A 19,074-nucleotide genomic window follows, 5' to 3' on the forward strand; every position below is an offset into this window, starting at 1 on the left:
AAGACAGTGACGGACAAAATCGACGAAGCGGTGGAACTGCGTACACCGGTTCATCTGCGCGCGGGAGGCACCAGCGTCGTCGTGGCCGTCGACGGCGGCCGGCTCCCGCGCATCCTGCACTGGGGCGCGGACCTCGGCCCGCTGGGGGATGACGCCCTGGCGGACCTGCACCGGGCCGCGCTCCCCGCCATCGGCGACAGCACGGTCACCTACCCGCAGCCCGTCCCCGTCCTCCCGCAGCTGGCCGAGGGCTGGCTCGGGCGGCCCGGACTGGTCGGCGACAGCGACGGCCGCCGCTGGGCGCCGAAATTCCGGCACGCGACGTACCGGCTCGACGACGGGCCCGCTCTGCGCTGTACGGCGCGCGACCCGGAGTACGGCCTGACCGCCGACATCGAGATCCAGGTCCTCGCCGCCGGCGGGCTGGTACGCCAGCGGGCCCGGATCACCAACGACGGCGCTTCGCCGTACCGGGTCGGCGGTCTTGAACTGGCCCTGCCGGTGCCGCAGGAGGCGTCGGAGATCCTCGACCTGACCGGGCGGTGGGCGCTCGAACGGGTGCCGCAGCGGCGGCCGTTCCACGTCGGGGAGTGGGTACGGGCCTCGCGCGGCGGCAAGCCGGGCCTGGAGCACACGCTGCTGCTGGTGGCCGGTGAGGAAGGGTTCGGGTTCCGGGAGGGGGCGGTGTGGGCCACCCATCTGGCCTGGAGCGGGAACCAGGTGCTCGCCGCCGAGCGGACCCCCGCCGGGACCAGGCATCTGGCGGCGGGAGAGGTGTTACTCGCGGACGAGGTGGTGCTGGGGCAGGGCGAGTCGTACCAGAGCCCGTGGCAGTACGGGTCCTGGGGAGTGGGGCTGGACGAGCTCGCCGCGCGGTTCCACCGGTGGCTTCGGTCGAGGCCCTCGCATCCTCGCTCGCCCCGGCCCGTCGTGCTGAACACCTGGGAGGCCGTCTACTTCCGGCACGACCTGGCGACTCTGGTCGCGCTCGCCGAGCGGGGGGCGGAGGCCGGGGCGGAGCGGTTCGTGCTGGACGACGGGTGGTTCCTGGGGCGGCGGGATGACACCAGCTCGCTGGGTGACTGGAGCGTTGACCCGGCTGTGTGGCCGGACGGGCTTGAGCCGCTGGTCGCTCGGGTGCGGGAGCTCGGGATGGAGTTCGGGCTGTGGTTCGAGCCGGAGATGGTGAACCTGGACTCCGAGCTGGCTCGCGTACACCCTGAGTGGGTTTTCGACGCCGGGCACGGGCCTGGGCCGTCCTCCCGCTACCAGCATGTGCTCGACCTCGGGCATCCCGGTGCTTATCGCTATCTGCTGGAACGGATGAGCGGGCTGGTCGGTTCGCTGGGGATCGACTACATCAAGTGGGATCACAACCGGTACCTGACCGACGCCGGGCATGGGGCCGAGGGGCGGGCGGGGGTGCGTCGGCAGGTTCTGCAGGTGTACCGGCTGATGGCGGAGCTCAAGGCGGCGCATCCGGGGCTGGAGATCGAGTCGTGTGCCAGTGGTGGCGGGCGGATCGACCTGGGGGTGCTGGAGTACGCCGACCGGGTGTGGCCGAGTGACTGCAACGATCCGCATGAGCGGCTGGAGATCCAGCGGTGGACCGGGCTGCTGGTGCCGCCCGAGATGCAGGGCACGCACATCGGAGCCGAGGAGACGCACACCACCCATCGGACACATCCGCTCGACTACCACGCGGAGAAGGCGTTGTGGGGACACCTCGGCGTCGAGGTGAACCTGCTGACCATGGATGACGAGGCCCGGGGCGCGGTCGCGCGGTGGATCGCGTTCCACAAGGAGCATCGGGCGTTGCTGCACTCGGGTGCGGTGGTGCACGCCGACCTCGCCGACGCCGGGCTGCGGCTTGAGGGGGTCGTGGCGGATGATCGGAGCGAGGCGCTGTACGCGTTCAGCGTCGTGGAGCGGTCGGCGACCTGGCCGCCGGGGCGGATTCGGCTGCCTGGGCTGGACGACGACCTGGTGTACACCGTTTCAGCTGTGTATCCGGGGTCGCCGCTCGGCATGGTGCTGCCGCCGTGGCAGCGCGACGGCGTCACCCTGCCTGGGCGGGTGCTGCGACTCGTCGGGGTTGAGGCACCGTCGCTGGACGTCGACCGGTCGGTGCTGATCCGCGTCGTCAGCCCACCCGCTTCGTGACCGACCTCAACCCTTGGCGCGGTTGCGGTACTCGGTGGGGCTGGCCTCGTGCATGCGCTTGAAGTGGCGGGAGAAGTAGAACGGGTCGGGGTAGCCGACCTCGCGGGCGATGGTGGCGACGGTCGCGTCCGTCGTGTCGAGCAGGTGACGGGCCTGGGCCATCCGCAGCGCCGTGTGGTGCGCGAGCACCCCTCCCCCGGTCGCGCGGCGGAACATCGCGCTCAGATGGGACGGGGAGACGCCGACCAGCGCCGCCAGATCGGCGACCCGGACCGTGCTGTCCAGGCGCTTGGCGAGGTAGGCCATCGCCCGCTGCAACGGGTCGCCGGGGGCCGGCATGGCGCGGTCGACGACGATCTGCGTGAGCAGCTTCCAGGCTGCGCCGGCCGCCCCCATCAGGCTGGCGGGTGAGTGGTCGCGTTCGAGGATGGCGACGATCTCGTCCAGCAGCGCGACCGCCCGGTCCAGACGCCGGATGGGGATCACTGGCCTGGACGCGCTCGCGCCGATCTCCTCGACCAGCTCGGCCAGGTCGCTGCCGCGTAGGTGGCACCACCAGATCGTCCAGGGGGTGTCGGCGGACGCGCCATAGGAGTGTGGGTGGCCGCGCGGGATCACCAGGGCCGAGTTGGACCCTACGCGGTGCTGGACGCCGCCGATGCTCGCCCAGCCGGTGCCGGCCGCGCAGAGGATGAGAATGGTCTCCTCGGTGCCGTTCGGCCTTGTCATCAGATGGTCCGCCGCATTCGGATAGTAGCCGCAGTCGGTGACCATGAGGCGTCTGGTCACCGGACGGGCGTGCGCCTCGGCGACGACCCGGCGTGGCACGACGGTCAGGCGCTGGTTGCGGAAGCCTTCCTGGATCGGCATCGGGTCATTATGGCAGATGCCGTCGGATCGTCCAGGTGGTGCCGCGCAATGGACATTCCTCGTGGCCGGTCCTCGCCTGTTGACTGTGAACGACGACTTAGCGGCATTTTGGGGGATGTAGATCATGGGACGGGGATTGCTGGCCGGGAAGGTGGCCGTGGTGACCGGCACCGCCTCCGGCATCGGCGCCGCGGTGGTGGACCGGTTTCTCGCTGAGGGCGCACGGGTGATCGCGGTCGATCTGGCCGAGCAGGTGGCCGAGCGGCCCGGGATGCTGGCGATCACCGGGGATGTGGCCGACGCCCGGACCTGGCGGCGGATCGCGGAGGTGGCGCAGGCCGAGTTCGGGCGGCTGGACGTGCTGCACAGCAACGCCAGCGTGGTGACCCGGGCTCCCGCGCACGAGCTGGCCGAGGCCGACTGGGACCGGCAGCTCGCGGTCAACCTCACGGCGACGTACCTGGCTGTTCATGCCTGTGTCGGGCTGCTGCGGGACAGCTCGGGGGCCATCGTGCTCAGCTCCTCCGTGCACGCCCTGGCCGGACTGCCCGCGCATCCCGCGTATGCCGCGGCCAAGGGTGGGCTGGTGTCGCTCGGGCGGCAGCTCGCCGTGGAGTACGGGCCCGAGGTGCGGGTGAACACCGTGCTGCCTGGGCCGATTCTCACGCCGGCCTGGGACGGCATCGGGGAGGAGGACCGGCGGCGCAGTGTGGCCGGCACTGCCGCCGCGCGGTTCGGGCGGCCTGAGGAGGTGGCGGCCGCGGTGACCTTTCTCGCCTGCGCGGAGAGCTCGTACGTCACCGGGGCCTGTCTGGTTGTTGATGGTGGGTGGAGTGCTGTGAAGGATTCGGCATGAGGATCGCCAGGATTGAGACGTTTCTGGTGGCTCCGCGGTGGTTGTTCTGCCGGGTGGAGACCGATGACGGGGTCGTCGGGTGGGGCGAGCCGGTCGTGGAGGGGCGGGCGGAGGTCGTACGGACTGCTGTGCAGGTTCTCGGTGAGTACCTCATCGGGCGGGATCCGCTGCGCATCGAGGATCACTGGCAGGTGATGGCCAAGGGTGGGTTCTACCGTGGCGGGCCGGTGCTCTCCAGCGCGCTCGCGGGGCTGGATCAGGCGCTTTGGGACATCGCGGGCAAGGTGTACGGGGCTCCGGTGCATGTGCTGCTCGGGGGGCCGGTGCGGGATCGGGCTCGGATGTATGCGTGGGTCGGCGGGGACGAGCCTGGGGAGCTTGGGGAGCAGATCAGGGCTCGGGTCGAGGCCGGGTTCACGGCCGTCAAGATGAACGCCGGGGGGCGGATGGCGGCTCTTGGCAGTGCTGCCGATGTGGCTCAGGTTGTTGAGCGGGTGGCGTTGGCCAGGGAGTTGCTCGGGGCGGGACGGGATGTGGCCGTCGACTTTCATGGGCGGGTCACGGCTGCTGGGGCTCGGCGGATTCTGCCGCTCATCGCCGAGTTTCAGCCGATGTTCGCGGAGGAGCCTGTGCTGCCTGATCGGCCGCAGGTGTTGCGGGACGTGGTGACCTGTAGCAGCGTGCCGGTCGCCACTGGGGAGCGGTTGTACTCGCGGTGGGACTTTCGGCCGGTGCTGGAGGCGGGGGTCGCGGTGGTGCAGCCCGATCTGTCGCATGCGGGTGGAATTTCGGAGACTCGGCGGATCGCGGCGCTGGCCGAGGTGTGGGATGCGCAGCTCGCGCCGCACTGTCCGCTCGGGCCTATCGCGCTCGCGGCCAGCCTGCAGGTGGCTTTCGCTACGCCGAACTTTTTGATTCAGGAGCATTCGATCGGCATTCATTACCACCAGGGGGACGATCTGCTCGACTATCTGATCGATCCTGAGGTGTTCCGGTTCACCGATGGGCACGCCGCTCGGCCGCTTGGCGCGGGGCTCGGGGTGGAAGTCGATGAGGCGGCTGTGCGGCGGGCGGACCAGGCCGGGCATGCCTGGCGGAACCCGGTGTGGCGGCATGCCGACGGGGGGTTCGCCGAATGGTGACGGTTCCGCTGCGTGCCCGTTTCGACCTGGAGTGCGGCGGTAGGTGGACCTCGCTGGCCGGCGGCGGGCGGGAGTGGCTGTGGTCGCGGCCCGATCCTGCGCGGGCTGCCGTGGTGCCCGGCGTGGAGTTCGTTGACGTGGGTGGAGTGGAGGAGTGCCTGCCCACGGTGCGTGGCCTGCCGGACCACGGCGACGTATGGAGTCGCCCCTGGAAGGGCTCGGCGGGCGAGAGCTTCGTACAGGGCGAGGACTTCTCGCTGCGGCGCAGGATCACTGAGGAGGGCGGGGCGGTGGTGGGCGAGTACCGCCTTTCCGCCGATCCTGGGTATTCGTTCGTGTGGGCCGCGCATGCGTTGCTCGACCTTGGCGACGATGCCCGGCTCATCGCTCCCCCGGCGACTCCGACGAGGGTGTTTCCCGAGGCCGCAGGGCTGCTCGGCTACCCCTGGCCGACCGGTGCCCGCTATCTGGAGGGGCGCTGGCCCGACCCGCTGGGCCTGCCGCTCGACCGGTTCGGCCCGTGCGACGGCAGTGCGGTCGGGGCCGTGCTCCGGTGTGGTGCAGTCCAGGTGGTGGACGGTCCCGACGTCCTGCGGTTGCGGGTGGAGGCGCCCGAGGGAGTGCCGGTGTCCACCGCCCTGTGGCGCAACCTCGGCGGTTTCCCGGCGGAGGCGCCGTACCGCAGTATCGGGGTGGAGCCTATGCTGGGCGCGGTATTCGACCTGGTAGAGGCGGGGTCGGGAGACGCGGCGGTGGTCCCGGCCTCTGGTGAGTTGATGTGGCGGCTGGTAGTGGCCGCGGAACGGATGAGCGATGACTGAACACCCCTTGGACGAAGCGCGAACCGTCCATTCCGCCGAAGCGCAAGACACGCGCGCTGCGCGAGATGCCCGTTTCGTGGAGATGCTGGCCGAGCGGCGCGTCGTCGCCATCGTGCGTGGCCAGGACGCGGACGCCGCCCTCCGTACGGTGATCACTCTGTTCGAGGAGGGCATCGACCTGGTGGAAGTGTCACTGGTCACCGCGAACGCGCTGGACGTCATACGGCAGGCCCGCGCGGCCCTCGGCGACTCGGCGGAGCTCGGCGCGGGGACCGTACTCACCACCGACGACGCCACCGCAGCGGAGGAGGCGGGGGCCTCCTACCTGGTCACCCCCGCCGTCACCGAGGCCGTGTCGTACGGCCGGCTGCCCGTACTCGCGGGCGCCTTCACCCCCACCGAGGTCGTCGCCGCGCTCAACGCGGGAGCCACGGCCATCAAGCTGTTCCCCGCCTTCCAGGGCGGAGAGAAGTACCTGCGCGCGCTCCGCGACCCCTTCCCCAACGTGCCGTTCGTCCCGGTCGGCGGAGTCAGCACCGACGCGGCGGTCGAGTACCTGCGAGCCGGGGCGGTCGCGGTCGGCGTGGGCTCGCCGCTGGTGGGCGACGCCGCCGACGGCGGCAGCCTCGCCGCGCTCAAGGAGCGCATCCGAGCCTTCAAGGGCCTGCTGTGACCTCCCCGATGATCGACGTCGCCACCTTCGGGGAGACGATGGCGGCCCTGCGAGCGGACGGCCCGGTCAGGCTCGGCGGGGCGATGCGGCTCTCGGCCGCCGGCGCCGAGTCCACCGTCGCGATCGGCCTGGCCCGGCTGGGTCACCGGTCCCGCTGGACCGGGCTCGTCGGCGACGACGAGACCGGGGAGCTCGTGCTGCGTACCCTTCGCGCCGAAGGCATCGACGTGGCCCACGCCCGTACCGACTCTCGTGGGCCCACCGGGCTGATGCTCCTCGAACAGCGGATCGGTGACCTGACCAGGGTGATCTACCACCGGGCCGGGTCGGCCGCCTCCTTCCTCGGGCCTGACGACGTGCTGCCTGCGCTCGACCCGCCGCCGAAGATTCTGCACGTCACCGGCATCACGCCCGCTCTTGGACCCGGTCCCGCGAAGGCCGTACGGGCGGCGGTGGAGTGTGGGGCGCAGGTCTGCCTCGACGTCAACTACCGTTCGCGGCTCTGGGGGCGGGAGCAGGCGGCGCAGACGCTCCGGGCGCTGGTGCCGTACGTCACGGTGGCCGTCGCGTCCGACGACGAGCTCGACCTTCTCGCGCCGGCCTCGGCCACGACTGAGGAGGACAGAGTGGCGGCGCTGCTCGCGGCGGGGGTGGCGGAGGTCGTGGTCAAGCGCGGCTCGGCCGGGGCCAGCGCGTACACCGCTGAGGAAACGGCGCACCGCCCCGCACGGTCGGTACGTGTCGCGGACGTCGTCGGAGCCGGGGACGCCTTCGTCGCCGGCTATCTGTCTGGGCTGCTCGACGACCTCGACCTCACCGGCCGCCTCGACCGGGCCACCGCCACCGGGGCCTTCGCCGTCGCCTCGTCCGGGGACTGGGAAGGGCTTCCCACGCGGCGGGAGCTGGCACTTCTCGACTCCCTGCCGGGCTCCACCCTGCGCTGACCGGGGTTCACCGGGCTTGACCGCTCAGGATCCGCCACCACAGGTCTTCGGCGGCGCGGACAGGCAGCCAACTGCTCTCGTCGGTGACGACGGGGGATTCGCCGGTGCTGCGGCGGACGAATCCCAGGCCGCCTGCCGCGCACAGCTCGTAGATCGGGCTTGCGCAGACGCAGGTGTGCGCTCGGACTCGCACTCTGTCTGTACGGGGAAGGCTGGGTTCCCATTCGACCAGTTCGGTCTGGGGCTGGGCGGCAGCCACGTGGAGTCCCCGGTAGTCGCCACGAGAGCGCGGGCAGGTCACGCCATCACCGCCGTACGCGCCTGGTCCTGGAGCACCGCCGCGATGGTCGCGGGGTCGTCGCCGCTGACCGTCTGGTGCAGTCCTCCGGCTATCTCGGCGTAACTGAGCTGGGCACCGCGCCGGGTGGCGTAGAACACGCCCTCGTCACTGACGAAGAACGACCAGCCGGGGAACATGACGCGCAGCGCGTCGAGGTCGTAACCAAGCATCACCATGCCTTCAAGATAGCCAGCCTGTTCAGCCCTGTCCATGCCATTCCAAGACATGGGCTGCAACGAGGTGTATGCGCAAGTATTTCTATGGTTAGACAGTGATTGAGTTCGAGCCAGATCGCTTCAGGTGGGAGCAGATCACCGACACGCTCCGCCAGCGGATCACCGACGGCACCTACCCGCCCAAGCACCTACTGTCCGAAGTGCAGCTCATGCAGGAGTTCGGCGTAGCCCGAGGCACCCTCCGCAAGGCCATGCAGCGCCTCCGCGACGAGAAGCTCATCTACACCATCCCCAACCTGGGCAGCTTCGTCGGCCAACGCACCGAACCCAGCACCACCACCGACAAGCCATCCAGCGACTGACCCAGCCGAGATCCTCGCGTGCCGGGCGGTATGAACCGGTTGCATGGATGACCGCGATGGCGATGATGAGGTCATGGCGAACAGGCGGCACGTCATGTCCTGGGCCGGCGCGCTTACTTCCGGTGTGACGCTCTTCGCTCTGGGAGCGCTGTTCATCCGCACGGGGCTGGACAACGCTGACAAGCTGGCCAGCGTAATCGGCGCATTCGTCGGTGTGGCCGGTTTGGGCGGCTCCTTGTACGGGCTTGTCCTGGCTCGCCGCTCCCTCGATTCCCCACCTCGACCAGCCGGTGAGGTCGATTCTGCGGCGGGTCGGCCGCTGCCCGAGGCCATGCGGCTGCAGGTGCCGTTCGGGCTGGCGGCCATGCCTCGTCCCGCGTCGCGTGTGTTCGTTGGACGTGAGAAGGAGCTCGCCCGGCTGCAGGACGAGTTCGGCGACCCGGTTCGGTTGACCGTCCAGGTCGTGTGCGGGCTCGGCGGGGTCGGCAAGAGCGAACTGGCACTCCAATACGCCGACAGGAACCGCGGCCGTTACCCCCTGATCTGGTGGATCGACGCCGCGGCTCCCGAGAGGCTGCTGAACGGCCTGGCCGACCTGGGACGGGGCATCGCGTCCGGCAGCGCTTCGTCGGCTGCCAGCCGGGTCACCAACGAAGAGGCGGTCACCTGGGTCATGGCCTGGCTGGCCGCCCACCCTGGTTGGCTGCTCGTCTTCGACAACGTCACTGAGGTGGCCTCACTGCGGCCCTATCTGGGACGGCTGCACGGAGGGCACATTCTGATCACCTCCCGGCGGGCCGTCGGCTGGAACGACCTGTGTACCCCGATCATCCTCGAGGTCCTGTCCCGAAAAGCGGCCGTCCGCCTGTTGATAGAGCTCACAAGTTCTCCCGAAGAAAAGGCGCTGGACGCCCTGGCCAGCGAGCTGGGGGATTTGCCGCTCGCGCTGGGCCAGGCCGGCGCCTACATCGCACACACTCCCGGCATCGGAGTACGGCGATATTGCGAGCTGTTGCGTGCCTCGCCCAACCGCATGTACGCCTCTGCCTCGCCTGGCGATGACCCCGAACGGATGGTGGCCAGGGCGTGGGCGGTCACCAGGACCCGCATCGAAGAGATCAGCCCGCTGGCCATCGACCTGCTCAACCTACTGGCCTGCTATGCCCCGGACGACCTGCCCCGGGACGTGCTGGGCCGCGCGGTCGACGCCGACGAGGTCGACGCGGCTGAGGCGATGGGCGTACTGGCCTCGTACAGCATGATCGGGGTTGTCGGCGACGGCATCTCGGTTCACCGGCTCGTGCAGGCTGTGACGCTGCACGGCCTCGACAACCGTCTGCGTGCGGCGCTGCGTGCAAGAGCGGCGAGGGCGCTGGAGGAGTCCCTGCCTGGTCGGCCGGCGGAGCCGTCACAGTGGCCCATCTACGCCCGCCTGCTCCCGCACGTGATGGTCCTCTTGCAGGCGGGATCTCCTGCCCTGAGCCGAACCGTCGATTACCTCGACGCGACCGCTGACTACGCCACCGCCGTACGACTCCAGCAGCGCGTGGTCGATGCCGCGTGCGAGCGTGTGGGCGCCGAGCATCTGGAGACGCTTACCGCGAGGGCCAGGCTGGCCAGGTTCACGGGCATGGCAGGGGACGCTGTCGCCGCCCGCGACCAGTACGTCCAGTTGCTACCGCTGTTCACGCGACACCTCGGCCCCGAGCACGAGCAGACTCTCACCCTCCGCGTGCGTCTCGCCGAATGGACCGGCGAGGCCGGGGCGAGGTCCGACGCTCACAGCGAGTACAAGCGTCTTCTCCCGCTCCTCGACAAAGTCCTAGGCCCGGAACATCCACAAACGCTGTACGCGCGCATGGACTTCGCGAACTGGATCGGTCACCTGGGCGACGCTGCGACCGCCCTTGACATGAGCACACCTCTACTGCCCGCAGCCGAACGGGTGTGGGGACCGGAGCATCCCGACACACTGACCCTGCGCGGTTGCCTGGCCCATTTCACCGGCCATACCGGAGACGCTGCTGGCGCGCGTGACCAGTACGCCGCCCTGTTGGTGCTTCGCAGGCGATGTAACGGCCCCGATCACCCCGAAACACTGGCCACATCTCGCGACCTCGCCACCTGGATCGGAGAGGCGGGCGACCCACAGCAGGCGCGCGACATCCTCGCCGAGCTGATCCCGCTCTTCGAGCGCGCCTGGGGCAAGGAACATCCCAACGAGACCCTGCTCGCCAGGGACCTGCACGCCGAATTCACCGGACGCGCGGGCGACTCAGCCACCGCCCGTCGGCTCCTGACCGAGTTGCTTCTGCTCCGCGAGCGCATCTCGGGCACTGACCACCCTCTTACCCGGACCACCCGCACCAATCTCGCCCGCTGGGTACGTCACAGCGCTTGACCCCCTCAGGATCCGCCACCGCAGGTCTTCGGCGGCGCGGACGGACAACCAGGTCCTCTCGTCGGTGACGGCGGAGGGATTCACCGGTGCGGCCGGTACGCGCCGTACCGTCACCCCCTCGTCGGCCGTGTCGAGCCTGAGGCGTGCGCCGTGGAGGACGGCGCTGACGCGGTCGCGTTTCATCGTAGGGTCGGACAGGGCGGCCGCCTGCTAGACCGAGCACTGGTTTGGCAGCCCGATCGCTACAGAGCTGCGCGGTCAGCCTGCCAGTTTGGCGCGGAGGAGTTCGGCATCCGGCTGCGCCAGCTCTTCAAGAATGGACAGGGCCTGCTGCCACGCCTCGCGGGCGGCCTCCTGGTCGCCCGACGCGGCGTATGAGTCACCGATCCTGGTCAGGACGTCTGCTTCGTCATAGCGGTTGCCCATGTCCCGCCATAGGCTCAGCGCTGCCTCGTAGTGGGTGAGCGCCTGATCATGTTGCCCGAGTTCGGCGTAGGTGTAGCCAAGGCTGTCAAGGGTGTCCGCCTCGCCGTCGTGGTCGTTGAGATCTTGGAAGAGTCTCAGCGCGGCCTTGCAGGTCTCCAGCGCAGCTGGATATTCGCCGAGGTGAGCGTGACACCAGCCGAGGTTCTCCAAGGCGTGGGCTTGGCCGGCCGGTTCGTGATGACGCCTATGCAGGCGGAGCGCGCGTTCGAGGTGTTCCTTGGCCTCTCTATAACGGTCCTGCTCCTCGTAAACGATGGCCAATGCGATGAGAGTGTTGGCCTCATGAATCTCCGAGGCGAGCTGCCGGAGGATGGCCAACGCCTCGTGCAGCTGTTCCTGGGCTTCGGCGAAGTCTCCGATGCGCGCGTGTGCATACCCCATGCTGGTACGAATCAGCGCTTCAGCTTCGCGGTCACCGAGTCGCGTGGTGGCTTGCAGCGCAGCCTCGCTGGTGTGTAGCCGGTCGGACGCGTGGCCCCGGCGGTCGAAGTAGACGCCGAGCGTCCAGGCGAGGCACCAGGCGTGCGTGTCCAGCCCGTGGTGCAGGGCGTGATGGACGCTCTCCACCAGGTTGGCGTGCTCGGTCTCCAGCCAGTTAAGTGCCTCTATGGGGGTGGAGAACATTGGCATGGGGAGGCTGTCGGCGGAAGCCGGGAGATCGATGCGGGTACGGTTGGGGGTGATCCTGCGGTCGGCCGCATCAGCTGTCAGTAGAAGGAAGTCGTGGTATCGCCGCATGGCCGCCCTACGAAATTCTGCGGGCTCGTCGCGCTCCACCTGGTCTGCGGCGAAGGTACGCAGCAGGTCGTGGACACGATAGCGATCGCGGGTCAACTCGCCGACGAGGTTGGCCTCCACGAGCACACTGAGCAACTGGCGGGTCAGGGGTAGCGGCATATCGGCCAGCGACACCACGCCGGCGAGGCTGATCTCAGGGCCCGGGGCCAGCCCGAGCACCCGGAAAAGCCTGGCGGGATCAGGTGCAAGGCTCCGGTAGGACGAGGAGAAGACGGAGGTGACGTTTGTCGTTTCGCTATCGTGCAGATCCAAAGCGTAGAGCCGATCTCTCTCGGAGCGCAGGTCCTCGGCGAGCGATGCCAGTGACCAATTGTAAATCGCCGCTCGTGCTCCGACTATGCTCAACGCGAGTGGTAATCTTCCACAGAGTTCCACAAGTGTAGCCGCTGCGCTGATTTCTCTTTCAACGCGCTCGGTGTTCAAGTAGCGGATCAGTAGTTCAAGACCTTCTCGCCCGTCCAGCAGCTTCATCGCCAAGGGTGCGGCGCCGTGATCTGCCACCAGAGCGCCCAGCTTGTTTCGGCTGGTGACGATGGTCATACAGGTGGGCGAACCAGGAAGAAGAGGACGCACCTGGTCGGTACTGGACGCATTATCCAGTATGACTAGGATTTGTCGCCCATCTAGCAGAGAACGGTAGAGTGAGATCTGATCATCCAGCTCGAATGGAATATTATCTGATCTGATTCCTAACGCCGTGATAAAGCCCTTCAAAGCCTGACCTGGCGTTACTGGAATACCACTGGGATCGAAGCCTCGAAGATTCACATAAAGGTGTCCATGGGAAAAACGGTCGGCCACGGCATGGGCCCAGCGCAAGGCAAGCGTCGTCTTGCCGATTCCCGCCATACCGCTGATGGCGTAGATGGCACCAAGGCCGGGCCCGCGTTCATCCAGCCCCCTGTCGAGAGCGGCAAGCTCGCCATCTCTGCCGATGAAGCGACTTGTCGCCGGCGGGAGCTGGCGCGGCACCACGGGAGCCGAGGGGGCCTGCCAATGAATCTGCACGCCCCCACTGATTGATCCTGCCTGGATCGCCGGACCATGGACCGTACCCGACAACACATTGGCCGACTCGTCCTCTGACGACGTGGAAGGCGACTCCTGCGAAATCACGACCCGGATGGTTCCCTGCCGACGACACCGGCTTGCTGTCGATTCCAGGATTGCATGGCGTCTCGTATCATGTCATCAAGCCAAAGAGGTCAATCCGTATGAGACGAATGCGATTTACCGGGATAAAGAGGTCAATATGGACGAGACTGCCTTGGCTCTTGTGACCGCGGCCATTACCAGCATCATCACTGGGGCAACCGGCGAGGCTGGCAAAGGGGCATGGACGTCGCTCATAGCCATGGTGAAAAAGACATTCGGCAAGAAGGGGGGACAGGAGGCGGCCTTGGAGCTCGTCGGAGCCGTCAAGATGGAGGAGCGGGATGTCATCGAACTGTCCGAGATCCTGGTGGAGCGGGCAGGACAGGACCCCGAGTTCGCCCGCGAGTTGTCCGCCTGGCTCAAGGACATCGAAGGCCCGGCGAAGACCGATGGGCCTACCAATGTGGTGGCAGGAAGCGCGCGGATCACTGGCCCTGTGATCCAGGGGCGGGACTTCTCGGGTCCGATCAGCTTCGGCACCCCTACTCAAGACCCCAGCTGAGGTGCATAGCGAGCCGATTGAGCATACGGCCGTGGGCGCGGCGGGTGATCGGCCAGGGTGCCGCCCGGTACGCGCCGTACCGTCACTCTCTCGTCGGCCGTGTCCAGGCAGGACATCTCATGGGATCCCGAAGTGACGGCAAGCTTCAATGGGCATGAAGACGAGCGGAGGTAGGGCGGTGAATCTAGACTTTTTAATCAAGCGAGGGCTTCCTCCTTGGCGCCCGCGACCCGAAGCGTCCGATCTAGACGTGTGGCATGAGTACGAGATCCCGCTAACGGGCACCTTCCATCTCAACGAAGATCTCATCCTCTTTACGCAAGCAGCTGCTGCGACCGAAGAGCGAAGCGCGTGGGCATACGTGTGCATCGCCCCGGATAATGCCGAGTCGGTAGAAAATGCCGTTTTCCCCTCCCTGGACGAGATGGATGCGTTCGTTGAGGACAGGTTCGTTGGCCGCGAGGTAGTTCTCGCCCTTGCGGTCGGGGACAAACTCCTAGGCCTCTGGACACGAGAGAGCATCGATTCCGGCGGCCTGCCGCAGGCGCTTGAGAGCGCACTCAACAAAGTGATCCAGAGCGTCAACCATGTGGACGAGCAGGAGCGCCGCATCCGGGCGAAGCTGGCAGGGGTTGAGGCGGCGACGGCGGAGCTCGACCTGCTGTCGGCCTGAGCTCGAGAAGCTCGATTCCGCCCTCCCTAAGCGGGACTCCCCTGCTCAGCGTTGCTCGACTTGCCGCCGCCAGATGCGACTGAGCCGCGACTTCTTCCCGGTGTCCAACGCCCCGCAGCGACTCGCCAGGTGGCAGAGGGGCCGGGTCAGCGCAAGGTGGCGGTGAAGGTGCGGCCGTGGCCGTGGCGGGTAGTCGCCTGGACCAGGGTTCCGCCTGGTACGCGCCGTACCGTGATGCCCTCGTCGGCCGTGTCGAGCCTGAGGCGTGCGCCGTGGAGGACGACGCTTACGCGGTCGCGGTTCATCGTGGGATCGGACAGGGCGACGACGGTACGCGGACCGTACCGGACGATCACCGAGGCGGGGCCGTCGATGAGTAGGCGGTCGGCGTGGCGGGGACCAGCGGTGAAGACGTTGGCGGCGACGATCCGGAGCGTGCGGTGCTTGATCGCTTGTACATGCTGATCGTTGGCCAGGACGACCAGCGGTCCGTTCGCGTAGCCGCGCATACGGCTCTCGGTCGCGTTCGGGACCAGGGCGTAAGCGAGCGCAGAGGTGCGGTGGGTGACCGAGGCGGTGAAGACGTTCTTGGTCACGTTGGTGTCGGGGTTGGACGTACGGACGAGTCTGCGGTTGCGGGTCACCAGTTCCAGCCCAGCCTGGACGGTCTGTCTGGTGAGGAAGACGTAGCCGACCGAGGTGCCGCGGGTGCCGTTGGCGTAGCGGAGCCAGCGCGGCGGCGCGGTGTCCCCTGCCTGCCACCCCCTGCCGTTCCAGCCCTCCCCGGTGAGCGTGACCGCGTCGCCGGGGGCGGCGATGCGGCTGTCCACGGTGGTCACCGCGTCGCGCCCGCCCTGGCCGGAGACGTCCGCGGCCAGCACCACGATCTCATCGTCGAGCATGAACCACGACTTCGTCGCGCGAGCATTCCGGTAAGCGACAAAATCATCAGGCAGGATGCCGGCCTGCTTGGCGGTGTAGGCCGCGTCGTCCGACTGCACCATGCCGGCCGCGCCGTACGCGCCGAGCGTCGCGCCGCCGGAGAACACGTTCCCCGCGCGAGGAAAGTACACGTAGGTGTTCTGGGACTCGGACGAGGAGGTGAACTGAAGCGGATGCCCCGGATTCTCGTACCAGGCCCGCCCGTACAACTCGGGCACCGTCCGCCGCTCCTCCACCGGCGCGGTGACCCCCGCCAGCCGGTACGGCGACACGGCGGTGAAGTAGTCGACGCCGAAGACCTCGCGCTGGTCCTCCCCCGCCAGGTAGAGGTAGTACGCCCCGTCACCCTGGAACCAGGGCATCAGGTTCTCGCCGTTCATGTACTCGTATTTGCTGATCCGCTCAGAGCTACGCGCCAGCGCGAAGGCATAACCGGGACGCCGGTGCACAGTCCTGTCCATGGCGTTGAACGCCACACTGCGAGAAGCCGGGTTCAGGTCAGCGGCCGGAATGCCGGCGTCGGCCCGGATGGCCGCATACCGGGCGATGCTGACCGGGGACACGAAGGCCCCCGTATCAGCCTCAGGCAGGTGCTTGACGTACTTCTTCAAGGCGAGAGCCGCAGTGTCATCGACATGGTCGGCCAGGTCAGCGATGGCCTCCACGATCACCCCGACGTCCGCGTACCCGGTGTTCGTGCGTGAGACCGCCCGCCCCTTGACGATCTCCATCATCCAGCCCTCGAAGATCAACGGGGCGAAGCCGTCAGTGATCCACCGGTGCACCACCCCGCCCAGCTCGGACACACCACCGAGCATCTTGAGCGTCTGCACGACCCGGGTCAGCAGGGCACGCCCGTACGACCCGGTATAGGCGACCGAGTGATGCTGGATGAACGAGCCGTCACGGTAGTACCCGTCGGTGACCCCATGCTGGAGGTCGTACGGGTCGATCACGGCGAACACGGTGGCCTGGTCGGCGATGGCCTTGGTAACCCGGGCGTCGTCCCCGGTGAGCGCACCCTGCAGGATCCGGTTGGCGGTGATGTCCGCCAGGTTCGCCCCGGTATGGAAGCGCGAGTCAAGGTCGACGTCGCCGTCCTTGCCGTTACGCAGGTAGGCGTCCATCGAGGCGATGTACGTAGCCGTCAGGTCCCCGGGCGCGGCCAGCAGCACCAGCGTCCTGCTGACATGCGTGGGAATACCGATCTCCCAGCTGTGCCAGTTCCCGTAGTACCCCGCCGCCTGGTCCCCGAAGTACCGCTCGTGCAACCACCGCAGCCCGTCCACAACCCGCCCCTGAACAGCAGCGTCACCGACGAGCTCACCACCAGGCGTGCGAGTCGCGAGCGCGATCTCGTACAGATATTGGTACGCCAGCCGCAGGTTGGCGTCGTTGACCCCGAGACTCAGCCCGGCGAACAGCTCGCCGTCGCCCGCCTGATCCATCGCCGCCAGCCGCTGACGGGCGGTGCGGACGATCGCCGCGAGCTTGCCGGCGACCTCAGGCCGCGCGTTGACCTCCGGAGTCCCGGCGAAGATCGCCACGGTGTTGGCCAGCAGTCGCCCCGGATCGATCCCGGCAGCGGCAGGCGTGGGGAAGGCCGTGGCGAGCAGGCCGGCGGCGGGGAGCAGGGAGAGAACCTGGCGACGGGACATGTGCGGCACGGCGGCGGCTCCAGGCCGTTGAGGGGTACGCCGCGCTCACGATACATGATCTACTTCTGCCCGCCCAGGATCAGTCTTCCGACGTGGACGCGCCCTCCTCCACGTAGCCCTCGGCGGTGAGGTCGAAGCTGCGGTCGTTCACATAGGCATCGATGTCCCGCATGCTGGCACCCGTGTCGGTGCGGGTCCGGGTGGTGCCGTTCACGGTGGACGTCTCGGTGATGTCGAGCCCCTTGACGGTGAAGACGACGGTGTCCTGTTCGCCCTGCTCGTTGGTGCGGGTGAACCTGACGACCTGGCCGAGCTGCGCGTAGAGGAGCTCGGCGGCGTCGCCGTCCATGGACACCAGCTCACCGTCGTCACTGACCTCGATCAGCTCGTCATCGTCGTGATCCTTGATGCGACCGATGACGGCGCGTACGTCCTCGGCACTCGCACCGGTCTGCTCCGCGATGATGGCCACACTGGTCAGGGTGATGGCGACGTCCGGCGGGGTCTCGACGCGATCCAGCGGGACGACGGCCGCGACGCGCCGGCCGTTCCGGGTCAGGTACGTGATGTCGCCGTCGCGCTCGGCCCGGTCGACCAGATCGGTCAACTGGACGCGGGCTTCGTCGAGACCGACCTCGTCACCGCTCGGCTCATTCAAGCCGTACTTGAATCTCACATGATCCATGGTTACCCAAAATGAGCGCCGGTGCGTTGCCCGCTACCCGCTGTTCTCTTGCCAGCGGGTAGAGGACCACCATGACGACCGAACGCCTGTCCCCGTCGGAGCGGGCGACCATACAAGAGCTGCTCGACGCCGACCGGAAGCAGACCACGGCCCGCGTCGCGATGCTGCGCCGCGACCTGGACGAGATCGCCGCCTCCACGACGCTGACCGGCGCCGACGACGAGCACGACCCCGAGGGATCGTCCACCGCCTTCGAGCGGGCCCATGCCCAATCCCTCCTGGACCAGGCGCTGAACCATCTCGCCGAACTGGACATGGCCGTCGAGCGGTTGCGCGACGGCGACTACGGGATCTGCGTGAAATGCGGGCGGCGCATCCCCATCGAACGCCTGATGATCCTGCCCGCCGCCAGAACCTGCGTCACCTGCGCCTCCCGCCGCCGATGACTTTCGCCGCGTCCGCTGGTCTACTTCACCATCATGGAGAAAGGAAGCGACCCGATGACCCACACCCTTGAGGTGCCCGGCGGCATCCTGCACTACGACGTACGCGAGGCCGAGGGGACCACCGAGCCGCCCCTGCTGCTGATCGGCTCCCCCATGGACGCCACCGGATTCACCGGCCTGGCCGCGCGCTTCGCCGATCGTACGGTGGTCACCTACGACCCGCGCGGGATCGGCCGGAGCGAGCGCACCGACGGTGCGAGCGAGTCCACGCCCGAGCTACACGCCGACGACCTGCACCGGCTGATCGACGCACTCGGCGGCGGACCGGTGGACATCTTCGCCAGCAGCGGAGGCGCCGTCAACGGTCTCGCGCTGGTGGCCGTACATCCTGAGCAGGTGCGTACGCTCGTCGCTCACGAGCCGCCGGCCGCCAAGACGCTGCCGGACCGGGAGCAGGCGCTGGCCGCGATAGCGGACATCCGCCGGACGTACGAGCGGGACGGTTTCGGGCCGGCGATGGTGAAGTTCATCGCGGTCACCAGCATGCGCGGCGACATTCCCGCCGATTTCGCCGAGCTGCCCATGCAGAGCCCGGCCGAGATGGGCATGCCGGCGGAGGACGACGGCTCCCGCAACGACCCGCTGTTCGCGCAGAACCTCATCACCTGCACCCACTACGAGCCCGACTTCGAAGCGCTGCGCGCGGCCTCGACCCGTGTCGTCATCGCCGTCGGCGCCGAATCGGAGGGGGAGATGGCCCACCGCTCAGGCGAGGCGGTCGCCGGACGACTCGGCGTCGCGCCGGTCACCTTCCCCAGTCATCACGGCGGTTTCATGGACGGCGAGTTCGGCATGAAGGGCGACCCGGACGGCTTCGCCGCCGCCTTGCGCCAGGTCCTGGCCGCGTAGACCTGGATGCCGCGCGGGCCCCTGGTTCGGAGGTTAGCCTGGTCGTGGCGCCGCTACGGCAGCCGACTGGGG

The 19,074-nt window shown here is 68.2% G+C and carries 18 protein-coding genes; 12 read left to right on the forward strand and 6 right to left on the reverse strand.

Annotation, left to right across the window (positions count from 1 at the left end; translation table 11 throughout):
• Positions 1–6 precede the first annotated feature (6 nt).
• On the forward strand, positions 7–2,163 hold the full coding sequence (locus ACTMTF_RS36240) for an alpha-galactosidase (protein ID WP_441114708.1): 2,157 nt from the start codon (positions 7–9) through the stop codon (positions 2,161–2,163).
• A 6-nt stretch (positions 2,164–2,169) separates the two neighbouring features.
• On the opposite strand, the gene ACTMTF_RS36245 is transcribed toward ACTMTF_RS36240, so the two are convergent.
• Positions 2,170–3,033: a helix-turn-helix domain-containing protein gene (locus ACTMTF_RS36245; protein WP_441114709.1), complete on the reverse strand. Its 864-nt coding sequence runs from the start codon at positions 3,031–3,033 to the stop codon at positions 2,170–2,172.
• Between the two features lie 124 nt (positions 3,034–3,157).
• On the opposite strand from ACTMTF_RS36245, the gene ACTMTF_RS36250 reads away from it, so the two are divergent.
• From ACTMTF_RS36250 to ACTMTF_RS36270, 5 genes are all read left to right on the forward strand, one after another.
• A complete protein-coding gene (locus tag ACTMTF_RS36250; protein WP_441114710.1) occupies positions 3,158–3,889 on the forward strand; it encodes an SDR family NAD(P)-dependent oxidoreductase in 732 nt (243 codons plus the stop codon).
• The gene (gene dgoD, locus ACTMTF_RS36255; RefSeq protein WP_441114711.1) at positions 3,886–5,031 is read left to right on the forward strand and encodes a galactonate dehydratase; all 1,146 of its coding nucleotides are present in this window, start codon (positions 3,886–3,888) and stop codon (positions 5,029–5,031) included. Before ACTMTF_RS36250 ends, dgoD begins: the two co-directional genes overlap by 4 nt.
• Positions 5,025–5,852 (forward strand): hypothetical protein, encoded by an 828-nt coding sequence (locus ACTMTF_RS36260; RefSeq protein ID WP_441114712.1) that lies wholly within the window; start codon positions 5,025–5,027, stop codon positions 5,850–5,852. The genes dgoD and ACTMTF_RS36260 overlap by 7 nt, the downstream gene beginning before the upstream one ends.
• An 82-nt stretch (positions 5,853–5,934) precedes the next feature.
• Positions 5,935–6,525: a bifunctional 4-hydroxy-2-oxoglutarate aldolase/2-dehydro-3-deoxy-phosphogluconate aldolase gene (locus ACTMTF_RS36265; RefSeq protein WP_441114744.1), complete on the forward strand. Its 591-nt coding sequence runs from the start codon at positions 5,935–5,937 to the stop codon at positions 6,523–6,525.
• The gene (locus ACTMTF_RS36270) at positions 6,522–7,469 is read left to right on the forward strand and encodes a sugar kinase (RefSeq protein WP_441114713.1); all 948 of its coding nucleotides are present in this window, start codon (positions 6,522–6,524) and stop codon (positions 7,467–7,469) included. Before ACTMTF_RS36265 ends, ACTMTF_RS36270 begins: the two co-directional genes overlap by 4 nt.
• A gap of 7 nt (positions 7,470–7,476) precedes the next feature.
• Here the strand turns inward: ACTMTF_RS36270 and ACTMTF_RS36275 are convergent, their stop codons facing one another.
• Entirely contained in the window at positions 7,477–7,728 is a 252-nt protein-coding gene (locus ACTMTF_RS36275; protein ID WP_441114714.1) for a hypothetical protein, read from the reverse strand.
• Positions 7,729–7,766: 38 nt separating this feature from the next.
• The gene (locus ACTMTF_RS36280) at positions 7,767–7,985 is read right to left on the reverse strand and encodes a hypothetical protein (protein WP_441114715.1); all 219 of its coding nucleotides are present in this window, start codon (positions 7,983–7,985) and stop codon (positions 7,767–7,769) included.
• A gap of 95 nt (positions 7,986–8,080) precedes the next feature.
• Between ACTMTF_RS36280 and ACTMTF_RS36285 the strand changes: the two genes are divergently transcribed.
• Together ACTMTF_RS36285 and fxsT are read left to right on the forward strand one after the other, a co-directional pair.
• Positions 8,081–8,347 carry a winged helix-turn-helix domain-containing protein gene (locus tag ACTMTF_RS36285; RefSeq protein WP_441114716.1) on the forward strand — a complete coding sequence of 89 codons (267 nt, stop codon included), beginning with the start codon at positions 8,081–8,083 and terminating at the stop codon, positions 8,345–8,347.
• 73 nt (positions 8,348–8,420) lie between these two features.
• Complete coding sequence (fxsT, locus tag ACTMTF_RS36290; RefSeq protein ID WP_441114717.1) at positions 8,421–10,748, forward strand: FxSxx-COOH system tetratricopeptide repeat protein; 2,328 nt, start codon at positions 8,421–8,423, stop codon at positions 10,746–10,748.
• A 258-nt stretch (positions 10,749–11,006) separates the two neighbouring features.
• Here the strand turns inward: fxsT and ACTMTF_RS36295 are convergent, their stop codons facing one another.
• Positions 11,007–13,148 carry an ATP-binding protein gene (locus ACTMTF_RS36295; RefSeq protein ID WP_441114718.1) on the reverse strand — a complete coding sequence of 714 codons (2,142 nt, stop codon included), beginning with the start codon at positions 13,146–13,148 and terminating at the stop codon, positions 11,007–11,009.
• A gap of 136 nt (positions 13,149–13,284) precedes the next feature.
• Between ACTMTF_RS36295 and ACTMTF_RS36300 the strand changes: the two genes are divergently transcribed.
• Both ACTMTF_RS36300 and ACTMTF_RS36305 read left to right on the forward strand, forming a co-directional pair.
• Positions 13,285–13,689, forward strand: coding sequence for a hypothetical protein (locus ACTMTF_RS36300; RefSeq protein ID WP_441114719.1), 405 nt, complete (start codon positions 13,285–13,287; stop codon positions 13,687–13,689).
• Between the two features lie 250 nt (positions 13,690–13,939).
• The gene (locus tag ACTMTF_RS36305) at positions 13,940–14,362 is read left to right on the forward strand and encodes a hypothetical protein (protein WP_441114720.1); all 423 of its coding nucleotides are present in this window, start codon (positions 13,940–13,942) and stop codon (positions 14,360–14,362) included.
• A gap of 146 nt (positions 14,363–14,508) precedes the next feature.
• Here the strand turns inward: ACTMTF_RS36305 and ACTMTF_RS36310 are convergent, their stop codons facing one another.
• Together ACTMTF_RS36310 and ACTMTF_RS36315 are read right to left on the reverse strand one after the other, a co-directional pair.
• Positions 14,509–16,962 carry a polysaccharide lyase family 8 super-sandwich domain-containing protein gene (locus ACTMTF_RS36310; protein ID WP_441114721.1) on the reverse strand — a complete coding sequence of 818 codons (2,454 nt, stop codon included), beginning with the start codon at positions 16,960–16,962 and terminating at the stop codon, positions 14,509–14,511.
• Positions 16,963–17,041: 79 nt separating this feature from the next.
• Positions 17,042–17,647: a type II toxin-antitoxin system Phd/YefM family antitoxin gene (locus ACTMTF_RS36315; RefSeq protein WP_441114722.1), complete on the reverse strand. Its 606-nt coding sequence runs from the start codon at positions 17,645–17,647 to the stop codon at positions 17,042–17,044.
• Between the two features lie 71 nt (positions 17,648–17,718).
• On the opposite strand from ACTMTF_RS36315, the gene ACTMTF_RS36320 reads away from it, so the two are divergent.
• Positions 17,719–18,093 (forward strand): TraR/DksA family transcriptional regulator, encoded by a 375-nt coding sequence (locus ACTMTF_RS36320; RefSeq protein ID WP_397014276.1) that lies wholly within the window; start codon positions 17,719–17,721, stop codon positions 18,091–18,093.
• 54 nt (positions 18,094–18,147) lie between these two features.
• Complete coding sequence (locus ACTMTF_RS36325) at positions 18,148–19,002, forward strand: alpha/beta fold hydrolase (RefSeq protein WP_441114723.1); 855 nt, start codon at positions 18,148–18,150, stop codon at positions 19,000–19,002.
• Positions 19,003–19,074: the final 72 nt, after the last annotated feature.

This window comes from Nonomuraea sp. ZG12 (assembly GCF_052068115.1).
Classification (GTDB): Bacteria; Actinomycetota; Actinomycetes; order Streptosporangiales; family Streptosporangiaceae; genus Nonomuraea.